The sequence below is a fragment of the Bacillus sp. m3-13 genome, from assembly GCF_000175075.1.
GTDB classification, from domain to species: Bacteria; Bacillota; Bacilli; order Bacillales; family Bacillaceae_I; genus Sutcliffiella_A; species Sutcliffiella_A horikoshii_C.
Window position 1 is genome coordinate 1 of sequence record NZ_ACPC01000042.1, and the last position, 13,449, is coordinate 13,449.

13 protein-coding genes are annotated in these 13,449 nt (G+C 39.4%); 7 read left to right on the forward strand and 6 right to left on the reverse strand.

The features are described 5' to 3' along the window. Positions 1-145: 145 nt before the first annotated feature. Both M313_RS0117350 and M313_RS0117355 read right to left on the reverse strand, forming a co-directional pair. On the reverse strand, positions 146-949 hold the full coding sequence (locus M313_RS0117350; RefSeq protein WP_010198232.1) for a FixH family protein: 804 nt from the start codon (positions 947-949) through the stop codon (positions 146-148). 69 nt (positions 950-1,018) lie between these two features. After that, complete coding sequence (locus tag M313_RS0117355; protein WP_010198234.1) at positions 1,019-1,942, reverse strand: RluA family pseudouridine synthase; 924 nt, start codon at positions 1,940-1,942, stop codon at positions 1,019-1,021. A 162-nt stretch (positions 1,943-2,104) separates the two neighbouring features. Between M313_RS0117355 and M313_RS0117360 the strand changes: the two genes are divergently transcribed. Continuing rightward, positions 2,105-2,524, forward strand: coding sequence for a DUF5365 family protein (locus M313_RS0117360; protein ID WP_010198236.1), 420 nt, complete (start codon positions 2,105-2,107; stop codon positions 2,522-2,524). Positions 2,525-2,545: 21 nt separating this feature from the next. Here M313_RS0117360 and M313_RS26810 read toward each other — a convergent pair whose 3' ends face one another. From M313_RS26810 to M313_RS0117370, 3 genes are read right to left on the reverse strand one after another with little or no spacing between them, the layout of a single operon-like run. Continuing rightward, positions 2,546-2,749: a YbbN family protein gene (locus M313_RS26810; protein WP_326929614.1), complete on the reverse strand. Its 204-nt coding sequence runs from the start codon at positions 2,747-2,749 to the stop codon at positions 2,546-2,548. 25 nt (positions 2,750-2,774) lie between these two features. Then, positions 2,775-3,029: a hypothetical protein gene (locus M313_RS26815; RefSeq protein WP_010198238.1), complete on the reverse strand. Its 255-nt coding sequence runs from the start codon at positions 3,027-3,029 to the stop codon at positions 2,775-2,777. Between the two features lie 2 nt (positions 3,030-3,031). Then, a complete protein-coding gene (locus tag M313_RS0117370) occupies positions 3,032-3,466 on the reverse strand; it encodes a disulfide oxidoreductase (RefSeq protein ID WP_010198239.1) in 435 nt (144 codons plus the stop codon). A gap of 228 nt (positions 3,467-3,694) precedes the next feature. On the opposite strand from M313_RS0117370, the gene M313_RS0117375 reads away from it, so the two are divergent. Together M313_RS0117375 and M313_RS0117380 are read left to right on the forward strand one after the other, a co-directional pair. Then, positions 3,695-5,371, forward strand: coding sequence for a glycoside hydrolase family 13 protein (locus M313_RS0117375; protein ID WP_010198240.1), 1,677 nt, complete (start codon positions 3,695-3,697; stop codon positions 5,369-5,371). A 169-nt stretch (positions 5,372-5,540) separates the two neighbouring features. Next, a complete protein-coding gene (locus M313_RS0117380) occupies positions 5,541-7,082 on the forward strand; it encodes a bifunctional GNAT family N-acetyltransferase/carbon-nitrogen hydrolase family protein (RefSeq protein WP_034775079.1) in 1,542 nt (513 codons plus the stop codon). A gap of 403 nt (positions 7,083-7,485) precedes the next feature. On the opposite strand, the gene M313_RS0117385 is transcribed toward M313_RS0117380, so the two are convergent. Beyond that, a complete protein-coding gene (locus M313_RS0117385; RefSeq protein ID WP_010198244.1) occupies positions 7,486-7,902 on the reverse strand; it encodes a DUF4395 domain-containing protein in 417 nt (138 codons plus the stop codon). A 245-nt stretch (positions 7,903-8,147) separates the two neighbouring features. Between M313_RS0117385 and M313_RS0117390 the strand changes: the two genes are divergently transcribed. The 4 genes from M313_RS0117390 to M313_RS0117405 all read left to right on the forward strand — a co-directional run bounded on the left by M313_RS0117390 (position 8,148) and on the right by M313_RS0117405 (position 13,448). Further along, on the forward strand, positions 8,148-8,828 hold the full coding sequence (locus tag M313_RS0117390) for a transaldolase family protein (protein WP_010198246.1): 681 nt from the start codon (positions 8,148-8,150) through the stop codon (positions 8,826-8,828). Between the two features lie 73 nt (positions 8,829-8,901). Beyond that, positions 8,902-9,579 carry a DUF4867 family protein gene (locus M313_RS0117395; RefSeq protein WP_010198247.1) on the forward strand — a complete coding sequence of 226 codons (678 nt, stop codon included), beginning with the start codon at positions 8,902-8,904 and terminating at the stop codon, positions 9,577-9,579. A 38-nt stretch (positions 9,580-9,617) separates the two neighbouring features. Next, on the forward strand, positions 9,618-11,396 hold the full coding sequence (locus M313_RS0117400; protein ID WP_010198249.1) for a solute:sodium symporter family transporter: 1,779 nt from the start codon (positions 9,618-9,620) through the stop codon (positions 11,394-11,396). Between the two features lie 12 nt (positions 11,397-11,408). After that, positions 11,409-13,448 (forward strand): alpha-glucosidase, encoded by a 2,040-nt coding sequence (locus M313_RS0117405; protein ID WP_010198251.1) that lies wholly within the window; start codon positions 11,409-11,411, stop codon positions 13,446-13,448. The last annotated feature ends 1 nt before the right edge of the window (position 13,449 follow it).

Sequence of the window (13,449 nt, forward strand, 5' to 3'; positions counted from 1 at the left end):
AGCAAATGGCGGAGACTCCTACGGGGGAGTAGCGGCAATGTTGAGACCCCGCAGGCTTGCCGAGGAGGCTCAAGGTCGCCCCGTGGAAAGCGCAGCCATTTGCGGAAAGGAACAGCGGCGACTAACCACTAACTCAGGTTTTATATTATTCAACTTCTATTTCTTCTTGCTGGTGTTCGTGTAATTCATCTTTTTCTACATGTATTTGAACATAATGAAGACCGGTTTCTTTCATGGTCGCTTTTGCTTCATAGACACCTTCACTGACTTCTTTTGCATCTACGAATTCATGTTTCTCTGAATCTTCACGCCAAATTTCAAAACGAACAGTCGCATCTGTTAAAGCAGCATCTTCTTGCTTGATTTCTGTGGATAACGTAGTTTCTTGATTCGCTTTTACAGCGTCTGTCAGTTTTAATGTCATATTCAAGTTGCTCTCATGGCTGTGGTGGTCATCATGATCTGTTTTTTCATGTGTCTCATGATCGTGATTGTGACCTTCTTCTTCATGATCGTGCTCTTCTTCTTTCTCTGAAGGTTCTGGGTTTCCAACAGTTAATTCAACACGTGGCATTACGTGCATATCTCTGGCAGTAGTGTGAGCGACTACATAGTAAAAGCCTTCTTCTTCAAAGGTTTTTGTGATGGAATAGATTCCGGAACCGTCATTCATTGCTTCGAGCATTTCATGATCTGCTTCCTGACCTTGCTTCCATACTTCAAATTTTACTTCATGGGCATCATCCACATTCTCTTCACCTTGAGTGACAAGTGCTTCTATTTTTACCTCTTCATTCGGTTCTACTTTTTCAGGGACCTTGATTTCTACTTCCACCATGCTAGGGACTTCATCATTGTTTCCGTTTGTATTTTCATTGTTATTGGTTGATCCGCAAGCTGCCAACATCATAATTGAAAGCAAGCTGATAAATAAGGTTAATTTTTTCAAAAAGAACACTCCTCTCGTTCAATGATTTAATTATAACTAGTATCCTAACGGAAAATATCATCAAAAAGATCAATCTTGTGAACATGAATAGTATTCTACAGTTCTTCTAATTTTAAAAAAGGAAGGGCCAAAATTTCTTGGTACAGGAGCATGGACTGTTACGATTTCTCCATTAAACGGGTGTGGAACAGTTAATTTCCATGCATGTAGGCTGTGGCGATGATGTTTGTTTTTCGAACCATAAAGCTTATCGCCATAAATGGGATGACCAATGCTGCTCATATGTACTCTGATCTGATGCGTTCTTCCTGTATCTAAAGTTAACTCTACAAGTGTTAGTTGTTCTTTTGGATAAGTCTTAACAACTTTATAGTGTGTTATTGCCTTTTGTCCATTAGGGGAGACTCGTCTTCTTGAAGCGTGGTGGCGGTCTTTTCCAATTGGTTTATCTATGGTTCCTTCGGGTGTTTTCACTATGCCTTCAACAAGTGCCAAATAAGTCCGTTTAACTTTTCTTTCCTCCAGCATCCTGTCCAAGATTGCACCGCTAATAGCATGTTTTGCAAACAGGATGGCTCCGCTGGTGTCTTGATCTAAACGATGTATATGACGGACTTTAGATGAGATTCCGTTATTATTGAAATAATGCGCCACTCCGTTGGAAAGAGAGCGGAAGTCTTGATCTGAAGAGGGATGTGTGTCCATTCCTGCTTCTTTATTGATTACCAAAAGATGTTCAGTCTCATAAATGATTTTAATATCCATTTCGGTAGCAATAGGAGTTATATCTTCTGGTAGAATAGGGACAGAAACTCGATCGCCTTCCTTAAGTAGGTGTGTCCAGTTGGGGTTCTCCCCATTCACCATCACTTTTTTAGACATTCTCAGTTCATGAAGATGACCTTTAGGAATACCAATTACATCTTTTAAATAACTTTGTAGTGGGAGGGACCTGTTGTTTGTTACGCAAAATGTTAGCGTTTGGTTATTCATTATAAGCTCCTTTCATTAATCTTTCTCTCTTGTCGATGTTTTTGTGATGATCAAATTATATTGTCGTAATGAGTCTATGGATTCCATTAACTACCTACCCAAATAAAGATGCATTTATGTTACTCTTTTGTTATAGAGAAGTTACAAGGGTGGTTTTAATTCGTGAAAGTAGTATACGCTTCAACTCCAGAGCAAGAGAACCATATCGGGGAATTGGTTCAACACCTCTTAACGAACATTCTTCCTTATTATTTCACAGATAAAGAGATAGAAAACCTTGCAAAGCAATTATCCCTTCACACTGGAGAAGTCCATGATACTTTTTCCGATTATAATGGAACATTGAAAGAAGCATTTCATATCATATCATGCCTTCAAGCAATTATTGCAGTTATTGAAACAATCCAAGAAGAGGACGTACTTACTAAGCATCGTGAAATATTTAAAAGGAATGTCAATATGTTAGGAGAGTTTGGGTTTTCCTTCCCGTTTTCGATTGATCAGTTTGTGCAAAAACCTAGCAAGTCAAATATTTTCAGTAAGTTCATTCGACCTTCCAATCATTTTTTTAATTTGAAGTAACGAAAAGAAAACTCCTGGCGATTATTCGCTAGGAGTTTCTTTTACTTTTTCAAACCATTCGGTGTAGACGCTGCTGTCTTGGTGATAGTTCTCTAAACGTTCTACTTCTTGTCCATCTACAAAATGGATGAAGGTAGGAGTGGAATTGATTCGGTAATCATCCCAGCCTTGTTCGAATTCCTGTAGATTGTAAAGCTCCATATCTATTCCCATCTCTTCGGCCATTGGAACAACAACAGGGCTTGTTTGCTTACATGCAGGGCAAGTGGAGCTGTAGAAGTAAATGGTTTTCGTTTCCCCCGGAATCCAGATCTTCTTTCAATTGATCAGGTGTAATGATGTTTTGATACAGCGGATCATCTAATTGCTTTTGTGTTTCTGTATGAAGTTTGTCCTTACCGAAAGGATTGCCCTCCACGTTTTGTTTTTGCTGAATATTAGTTACAACTACTAGTGCAATAAAGATGGCCATAATAACTGCCATTATAATGATAAGTTTTTTCAAGGTTAGTTACCTGCTTTCTTTGAAAGTTTTTTTACATAAAACAATATAACTGTAATAGATGTAAAACCGATGAGTGCTAAAAATGGAATGGTGATAAAGCCTAACCAATTAATATATTGACCAGTACACGGTACAACTCCACAAGAAACAGAGTTCTCGCTGAAAAATGCTACTTTTTGAACCAAGTAGTGATAGATAGATATGCTTCCTCCGATAATAGATAGAGGAAGAACGTAGGTTACAATACCAGCATCTTTTTTAACGGCTGCAATCCCGAGCAAAATAACTAAAGGGTACATTAATATCCGCTGATACCAGCATAGCTCACAAGGTACATACAACAATACTTCTGAAAAATATAAGCTACCTAATGAAGCTACAAGGGCAATGATTGCAGAGGCAAGCAATAGGTTCTCTATTTTTTTGGAATGGTCCACGGTAACGCTCCTCTTTTGAATTCAAGATACTTTTCCTAAAATTATAGTCGTTACTTTTCATTATTGCAAAACTAATCCCACCCTATGAATGTGAACTTTTTTTGACTTTAAGAAAGAAAGCGGTTTCCAATAGTGGGTTCTATCTTGTACAATGATTATGGAATCGATTTCATTAACAAGAACAGGGAATATATGATAAATAAACAAGAGATAGGGAGAGGAACAGTTATGACAACAAAAAAATGGTGGAAAGAAGCAGTAGTTTATCAGATTTACCCTCGAAGCTTTAAAGATTCAAATGGCGATGGGGTAGGCGATATTCAAGGAATCATTGAAAAACTTGATTACTTAAAAGAGCTTGGTGTAGATGTTGTCTGGCTTTCTCCCGTTTATAAATCTCCCAATGATGATAATGGTTATGACATAAGTGACTATCGCAACATCATGGATGAGTTCGGTACAATGGCCGATTGGGAAGAAATGCTCTCGGAAATGCATAAGAGGGGCATTAAATTGATTATGGACCTTGTGGTAAACCATAGTTCGGATGAACATGAATGGTTTCAAGAGGCCCGAAAATCAAAAGATAACCCATATCGTGATTATTATATCTGGAGACCAGGGAAGAATGGGGCTGAGCCAAACAACTGGGAGGCTACTTTTGGCGGATCTGTTTGGGAGTATGATGAGCAGACGGATGAGTACTTCCTGCATCTTTTTTCTAAAAAGCAACCAGACTTGAATTGGGAAAACCCTAAGTTGCGTCAAGAAGTATACGATATGATGAAGTTCTGGTTGGATAAGGGTATTGACGGATTCAGAATGGATGTCATTAACTTCATATCCAAAGTGGACGGATTGCCAGATGGAGAAAAGGTGGCAGGTAAGAAGTATGTTTCCGGTCATCAGTATTTCATGAATGGGCCTCGTATTCATGAATTCCTTCAAGAAATGCATAAAGAAGTGTTGGAAGATTATAATGTCATGACGGTTGGAGAGATGCCAGGCGTATCTCCAGAAGAAGGAAAACTTTATACAGGAGAAGAGCGTAAGGAATTAAACATGGTCTTCCAATTTGAACATATGGACCTTGATACGCAGCCTGGAAAAAATAAGTGGCACTTGAAACCACTGGATTTGCGTGATTTAAAAAGGTCACTTGGTAAGTGGCAATCTGAGCTTGAAGACGGCGGATGGAACAGCTTATATTGGAACAACCATGATCAGCCCCGTATCGTATCAAGATGGGGAAATGACAAGGAGTACCGTGTCACTTCTGCTAAAATGTTGGCAACATGCCTGCATATGATGAAAGGAACGCCATATATTTACCAAGGGGAAGAGCTTGGGATGACCAATATCAAATTTGACTCGATAGAGGATTACAAGGATATTGAAACTTTGAATATGTACAATGAACGGGTAGTTGGAAATGGAGAAGATCCACAAGAAATCATGCAATCCATTTATACAAAAGGCCGTGACAATGCTAGAACTCCAGTTCAATGGGATGACTCTGAACATGCAGGGTTTACAACAGGGAATCCCTGGATCAAGGTAAATGAAAATTATCAGGAAATCAATGCAGAAAAAGCGCTTGATGAAAAGGATTCTATTTTCCATTACTACCGTAAATTGATACAACTTCGTAAGCAACATGAAGTAATTGTTTATGGTTCATTTGAAATGATGTATGAGGAACATGCAGAAATTTTTGCATATACTCGTACTCTAGGGGACGAAACTCTCCTTGTTGTGACAAATTTCTCGGGAAATACTCACCAGTTCGACAGTTCTATTGACCTAAAAAATGCAGAACTACTTATTAGTAACTATGAAGCAGCTGAAAAGGAAGCAAACTCTTTTGAGTTGCGTCCTTGGGAAGCTAGAGTTTATAAGATTTGATGTTGTCGGGACAGGTTCCTTGACCCACTTATGGTGGGTGGGGAGGCTGTCCTTTATGGTTTTTTTGTTTCATTATGATAAAATTGGGGAATAAGTAATATTGGGCAATTCTCCGTTTTACATTAGAAAGGGCCCGTTTTTAGTTGTTTGTACATAAGGATAGGAGATGATGGCATTGTCAAAAATCGATTTATCTAAATTTGAGAAAAAAATGATTATCAGAAACATAGAAATGAAAGACATAGATGATATTATTGCACTTCAGCACTTGTGCTTTCCAGGCATGCAGCCATGGAAGCCGGAACATCTTGAAAGTCATTTAAATATGTTCCCAGAAGGACAGCTTTGCGCGGAATATGATGGGGAAATAATCGGTTCGTGCTCAAGTTTGTTGATTAACTTTGATGAATATGATGATCGTCATACTTGGGACGATATAACAGATGAAGGGTACATTACCAACCACAATCCAGATGGTTATAACTTATATGGCATTGAAGTAATGGTGCATCCAGGTTTCCGACGTATGAAGGTTGGGCACAGGATGTACGAAGCTAGGAAAGATCTTGCACGCAGGCTTAATTTGAAAAGTATCATCATTGGCGGCCGTATCCCTAACTACCATAAATATGCAGAAGAGATGACTCCACGGGAGTACGTTAGACAAGTAATGCGTCATAAAATTTATGATCCTGTGCTTTCCTTCCAATTGTTGAATGAGTTTACATTAATGCGTATTAACCCGGGGTATCTTCCAGATGATGTAGCTTCCAACAAATATGCTACTCTGATGGAATGGAACAATGTGGAGTACATCCCGCAGACTAAGCGTCATTTCAAAACTTCTTTCCCTGTAAGGATCTGTGTGGTTCAATATATGATGAAATCGATAAGTTCCTTTGAGGAATTTGCCACTCAGGTGGAGTATTACACCGATGTCGCTTCGGATGCTGGTGCTGATTTTGCGGTATTCCCAGAGATATTTACTACTCAGTTGATGAGCTTCCTTCATGAAAAAGTACCTAGCAAAGCGGTTCAGCGTCTAACTGAGTATACAGAACAGTATATCCAACTGTTTACAGATCTTGCGGTAAAATATAACGTGAATATTATTGGAGGTTCCCATTTCGTTGAGGAGGATGAAAAGGTATTTAACATTGCCTATCTATTCCGACGCGATGGAACGATAGAAAAGCAGTACAAATTGCATATCACACCAAATGAGCGCAAATGGTGGGGAATAAGCCGAGGAGACAGTGTTCGTGTCTTTGATACAGATTGCGGAAAAATCGCGATTCAAATCTGCTATGATATCGAATTTCCTGAGCTTGCCCGCATTGCAACAGAAAAGGGAGCAAATATCATTTTCTGTCCATTCAATACGGAAGACCGCCAAGGCTACTTGCGTGTCCGCTATTGTGCGCAGGCACGTGCGGTGGAAAACCAAATTTACACGGTTATTGCAGGAACATGCGGAAATCTTCCTCAGGTGGAGAACATGGATATCCAGTACTCCCAGTCAGCTATCTTTGCTCCTTCCGACTTTGAGTTTGCAAGGGACGGAATTGTAGGGGAGTGTAACCCGAACATTGAAATGGTAATCATCGGAGATGTAGATTTAGAGATTCTCCGACGCCAGCGCCAATCAGGAACGGTGCGTCAGTTGAAAGACCGACGCAGAGATGTTTATGAGATTAAGTATAAAAAATGATGTTAGTGTGAAAGCGATCCTTTTTGGGATCGCTTTTTTGAGTGTGCATTACAAGTTTTGAAGGTGAGTAGCGGGCTGTTAGTTTATGAAAGGGATGAATGACGGGGGAGAGGTCGTCGTACGAGGTGAATGGGGACAATGTTTGAGGGTTTTCAGGGTAAGAGGGCGTCATACGAGGTGAACGAGGACAACGTTTGAGCGTTTTCAGGGTAGGAGGTCGTCATACGCAGTGAACGAGGACAATGTTTGAGCGTTTTCAAGATATGAGGTCGTCATACGAGGTAAATGAGGACAATCTTTAAGGGTTTTCGAAGTAGGAGGTATTCATACGTTCTAGAATTAATTTCCGACAAAAAAATGAACCCCTATAAGGAGTTCACCTCAATAATATTCATATATTTTACTAGCTTGCCCGACGATATCTATACTGCTGCCACTGAAACCTGATAAAACATCCTACGCAAAAGCCCATCAAAGCCACTCCTGACGCAACACCTACCATAATGGCGAACACATAACCAATAACAACAAATCCTGAATAAAAGCCAAAAAGCGCCAGTGCCAAGCAGGCTACGGCAATACTTTGGTTGAATTGCAGCTGGGCAACGTCTTCTTGAAGATAAGATCCTGCAGGTTTAGATAGAAATTTCTTTGCAACAATAAGAAATGGATTCCATTTAAACAACAATCCCATCAGCCCTGCAAGCAATGGAAATGCCATCAGAAAGTATAAACCTGTAGCAAGTGAAAGAAGGACAGTCGTCAATATGAACCATTGATTAAAAGTGACCAAAGGTTTAGGTAATGTACTATTTTTCATATGCAATTAATCCCACCTGTATTATCGGGTATTTGTTATTAACATCATACTCTAAACAAGGAAAGAAGTGCAATGAATAAAAACTGGATATTGTTGTTATTAGAAAATTATTAAAAAATATCAAAAAACACTTGCAAATTTGTATACGTTTTCTTATTATGTAGTTAAAGGTAATAACCTTTTACAAAAGGTAACAATATTATTATCATTTTAGAAACATCCAGACATTTTAGGAGGGAATTAGAATGAAATATTTTTTAGATAGTGCAAAAATTGAAGAGATTCGTTATGCGTATAAGAACTGGGGAATTGATGGAGTTACAACAAACCCAAGACATATCATGAACAGTGGCAAGCCTTTCTTGACAGTATTGAAAGAATTAGGGGAAGAATTTAAAAACGTGGAGAATTTCCCTATCTCTGTTGAAATCAATCCACACTTAGAAGATCCTGAAGAAATGGTACGTGAAGGAAAAGAGATTGCTAGTTTATCAAGCAACTTCATCATCAAGATCCCTTGCACGGAGCCAGGCCTTATTGCTGCGAAGAGACTTGAAGAAGAAGGAATCCGTACCAACGTTACATTGGTATTCTCTCCTTCTCAAGCGTTACAACCTGCTAGAATCGGAGCGAAATTTGTTTCTCCTTTCGTTGGTTGGAAAGAAAACAGTGGAGAAGATACAGCTCCTTACATTCAAGACATTGTAGATATCTACAAAATGTACAATGCGAAAACGGAAATTATTGTTGCAGCTCTTCGCAACGGAAAACAAATTGCAGATGCAGCCAAAGCTGGTGCAGATATTGTGACATGCGGATTTGATGTATATAAAGCAAGCTTTGCACATCCATTTACAGATTACGGACTAGGTGTTTTCCGTGATGCATGGGATAACACTGCCAAGGAATTGGAAGAAGTGAAGTAATACTATTAGCCGGGCTCTCCATCAACGGAGAGCCTGCCTAATATAACACTGCTACTATATAGGAGAGTTGTAAATGTCTAAGCTTGAATTGTTAAGATCACTTAATACAAATCTATCCATTTTCGATATAGATGATGAAGAATTCTTACCTTTTGGTAGAATAGTAGAAGAATACGATTTCACAAGTTATCTTAACTATATGAATGAAACGGATATTCCAAAGGAAGGCAATGTCTATATGGCATCGATTCCGGAAATGGAACAAAGAGTGCCTTCCGAATTAATCAAAGATAACTTCTATGGCGGAATGGACATTCAAGTTGGTTATTGTAATGGTGGAAACTCCACTTTAAATGGATTGGAGTATCATAAATCCAGTGAAATCAACGTGGCATGTACCGATATGGTTCTCTTGCTCGGACAGGTCCAAGATATCGTAGAGAATACTTTTAAAAGTAATAATGTAACCGGTTTCTTCGTACCGAAGGGAAAAGCGGTTGAACTTTATGCCACAACCCTTCATTTTGCTCCTTGCAAAGTGCAGGATAAAGGTTTTAAAACGATTGTTATTCTACCAAAAGGTACGAATGAACCATTAAAAGAAGGACTTGAAAGAAAGTCAAAAGAAGACCAACTGTTATTTATGAAAAACAAGTGGCTTCTAGCACACCCGGACAGAGAGGTGCTCATGGAAAAGGGAGCACATCCAGGGATTAGTGGAGAAAATATCGAACTTTTCTATAAATTGTAAACGCTTAAATAGTTTCTGGAATTGAAGGGGTGACAGATATGGGGATGTCTAATGTCCTTTTTACATTATTATCATGTATGTTTTTTATGGGTCTAGTAGCTTGGTTTTCTTATCTGAAAACAAGAGGAGGGGTGAACGATTCAACTGGTTACTTCTTGGCAGGTCGTGGATTAACGGGGATGTTTATCGCAGGTTCCCTGTTGCTGACAAATCTCTCTGCTGAACAATTGGTTGGTCTTAATGGGGCATCTTACGGGAAGAACATGACCAATATGGCGTGGGAAGTGACAGCCGCGTTTGCTATCACAATCATGGCTTTGTACTTGCTTCCTAAATATTTGGGAGGGGCTTTTACAACGTTACCAGAGTTTTTAAGCACCCGTTATGATGAAGGGGTACGTCGTTACACCGTAATATTATTCATGTTAGGATATATCCTTGTAACTATACCTTCTACGCTATATTCTGGGGCTTTGGCAATATTAAAGCTTTTTGATGTGCCGGAACTTTTAGGAATTTCATACGGTCAATCTGTTTGGTTGATTATCTGGGTAGTTGGGATTATTGGAGCGATCTATGCGATTTTTGGAGGATTAAGAGCTGTCGCTGTATCGGATACGATCAATGGAGTAGGATTGCTTTTCATTGGTATGTTGATACCCATTCTTGGCTTTGTCGCTTTAGGAAACGGCAGTATGGTAGAAGGAATGAAGACCATCGCGCTTACACATCCTGAAAAGTTAAATGCCATTGGCGGAAGTGATGATTCTGTACCGTTTGGAACCATCTTTACAGGTATGATTTTTGCGAACCTCTTTTATTGGGGAACGAACCAATACGTCATTCAGCGGACGTTAGGAGCAAAAAGTTTATCAGAAGGACAAAAAGGGGTTCTATACTCTGGATTTTTCAAATTAGCTATTCCGTTATTCATGATGATACCGGGAGTCATTGCGTTTCATTTATATGGAGGAAATTTTGAATCAGTAGATTTGGCATACCCGGCACTTGTTGCTGACTTGTTGCCAACTTATATGTCCGGCTTTTTCTTAGCGGTTTTACTTGGTGCGGTTTTCAGTTCTTTTAATTCTTTATTAAACTCAGCTGCGACGATGTTTGCACTTGATATTTATAAACCGACGATGAATCCAAATGCAACAGATGCGCAACTTATTAAGATTAGTAAAATCTTTGGTGTATTAATTGCCCTTGTATCGTTCTGTGTATCGCCGCTATTAATGGAAGCGTCTACAGGACTATGGGATTTGATTCGTCGATTTACAGGATTCTTTAACATTCCGATTATTACCATCGTAATGGTAGGGCTGCTTTCCAAACGAGTTCCAGCACTAGCTGCTAAAGTGGTAGTAATCTTCCACGTAATTACGTATTACATGCTTGTATGGGGAACTAATCATATGTTTGGATTCACGATCGATCTGAACTTTATTCATATTTATGCGATTCTATTCTTTGTGGAAGTTGGAATCATGTTACTAATTGGTAACGTTAAACCTCTGAAAACACCTTATGTTTACAAAAAGAATGCACAAGTGGAGCTTGCTCCTTGGAAGTACTCTTTATTAACTACAGTTATTTTATTAACACTAGTGGTTATGACATATGTTGTCTTTTCACCTATCGGTTTAGCATATGAGACAGCGATTGTTTCACCGTATTTCTGGCCTATAATGGGTAGTGTGCTCTTGGTGTCGATCATCATGAGTTATTTATCCATGAAAGTTTGGAATAAGAAGTATGAAAACTATCTAGATAAGAAACAAGAAGAACTTATCAATAATAAAAAATCAGCGTAAGGGGGATATCCCATGGCAGTTTTCACAGAAAATGAAATGATGCAAGTAGTGACCGAGAATAATAGTTTTACTGTGACGTGGAAAGGGGAGGAGATTCTTCATCACTCTCTTGAATCTCCTTTCCTTTATGTAGGAAAAGGACAAGAGAACGTTAAGATGTTTCGTGGCAACTTTGACATTAAAGACTATGTAACGGAGCGTCTATCTCTTCCATTTATCCAAGTAAGAAACGAAAGCGATTCTATTGAAATAGATTTTGCAAGTTACCCGAATGGGCCTTCTGTTGTAACAGTTCAGTTGGTGCAAAAAGAAAATGAAGTAAAACTGGTTTTTGTCAAAGCTACGGAGAATATCAATCGCTTCTGGCTCCGTCTGAAGGCAAATAAAGAGGAGAAAGTGTACGGCTGTGGAGAACAGCTGACTCACTTTAATATGAGAGGAAAGAACTTCCCTCTTTGGACTTCAGAACCAGGTGTTGGCAGAAATAAAAGTACCTATGTAACGTGGCAATCAGATGTTACCGGGATGGCCGGCGGAGATTATTATCATACAAATTATCCTCAACCTACTTTTGTATCAAGCAGAAAATATTATTGCCATGTGGAAACGACAGCATATGCTGATTTTGATTTCAGAAATGATTCTTTTCATGAGCTTCAAATTTGGGAAATGCCAAAAGAGGTCGTGCTTGAAGGCGCAAATGACTTTTTGGGGTTGCTCGAAAAAATCACCGATCGATTCGGTCGTCAGCCAGAATTACCAGAGTGGACTTATAACGGAATCTGGTTGGGGATACAGGGTGGTACGGAGGTAGTCGAAGAAAAACTTGAGAAGGCTCTTGCAAAAGGCGTTAAAGTTGGCGGAGTTTGGTGTCAAGATTGGCAAGGTATCCGTATGACTTCCTTTGGAAAGCGTCTTATGTGGAATTGGCAATGGAATCCCGAAGTGTATCCAAATCTGGACACTAAGATTCACGAATGGAAAGAAAAAGGAATACGTTTCTTAGGATACATCAATCCTTATGTGGCAGTGGAAGGAAATTTATTTGCAACAGCCAAAGAAAGAGGATATTTGGCACTGAATGAGGAGAATGAAGTTTATCTAGTAGACTTTGGCGAGTTCTATTGCGGAGTGGTTGACTTTACTAATCCTGAAGCAACGGAATGGTATAAAACGGTCATTCAAGATAATCTGATTGGCTTTGGCTTAGACGGATGGATGGCTGACTTTGGCGAGTATCTTCCTACAGATGTGAAGCTGCACAGTGGAGAAGATCCAATGGAAATGCATAATGCATGGCCGACCATGTGGGCAAAAGTCAATTATGAAGCAGTTGAAGAATCAGGAAAATTAGGGGAAGTTGTCTACTTCATGAGAGCAGGCTATACAGGTATACAAAAATACAATACATTACTATGGGGCGGTGACCAGAGTGTGGACTTCACTCTGGATGATGGTTTAGCATCCGTCATTCCTGCAGCACTTTCCGCAGGGATGCTTGGAAACGGATTGCATCATAGTGATATCGGCGGATACACCAGCTTGTTTGGCAACAAGCGAAACGAAGAGCTGTTGTTGCGTTGGACTGAACTTGGCGCTTTCACACCTGTTATGCGTTCCCATGAAGGAAATAGACCTTACGACTGCTTCCAGTTTGACGACACAGAACGTTCTCTAGACCAGTTAGCAAAGATGACGACCGTTTATACAACATTGGCACCGTATACAAAGAGTTTGGTGAAACAAAATGCAGAAAAAGGTACACCTGTACAACGACCGCTTTTCATGCATTATGAAAATGATGAAGCAACTTATGACATACAATATCAATATTTATATGGGAAAGACCTCCTTGTAGCCCCTGTCTATGATGAAGGAGTTACAACTTGGGACGTATACCTACCTGAAGATGAATGGATACATGTTTGGAGTGGAAAAGAATATGCAGGCGGGAATATTACTGTGGAAGCACCAATCGGTGAACCACCTGTTTTCTACCGCAAAGACTCTGAGTGGGCAGATCTATTTGGAAAATTAAAAGAAATAAAGTAAT

Excerpts from the sequence above, each read along its gene's own strand:
- M313_RS0117355 (WP_010198234.1), bottom strand. The coding sequence starts at position 1,942 with ATGAATAACCAAACGCTAACATTTTGCGTAACAAACAACAGGTCCCTC.
- M313_RS26810 (WP_326929614.1), bottom strand. The coding sequence starts at position 2,749 with ATGGCCGAAGAGATGGGAATAGATATGGAGCTTTACAATCTACAGGAA.
- M313_RS0117375 (WP_010198240.1), top strand. The coding sequence starts at position 3,695 with ATGACAACAAAAAAATGGTGGAAAGAAGCAGTAGTTTATCAGATTTAC.
- M313_RS0117380 (WP_034775079.1), top strand. The coding sequence starts at position 5,541 with ATGGCATTGTCAAAAATCGATTTATCTAAATTTGAGAAAAAAATGATT.
- M313_RS0117385 (WP_010198244.1), bottom strand. The coding sequence starts at position 7,902 with ATGAAAAATAGTACATTACCTAAACCTTTGGTCACTTTTAATCAATGG.
- M313_RS0117390 (WP_010198246.1), top strand. The coding sequence starts at position 8,148 with ATGAAATATTTTTTAGATAGTGCAAAAATTGAAGAGATTCGTTATGCG.
- M313_RS0117395 (WP_010198247.1), top strand. The coding sequence starts at position 8,902 with ATGTCTAAGCTTGAATTGTTAAGATCACTTAATACAAATCTATCCATT.
- M313_RS0117400 (WP_010198249.1), top strand. The coding sequence starts at position 9,618 with ATGGGGATGTCTAATGTCCTTTTTACATTATTATCATGTATGTTTTTT.
- M313_RS0117405 (WP_010198251.1), top strand. The coding sequence starts at position 11,409 with ATGGCAGTTTTCACAGAAAATGAAATGATGCAAGTAGTGACCGAGAAT.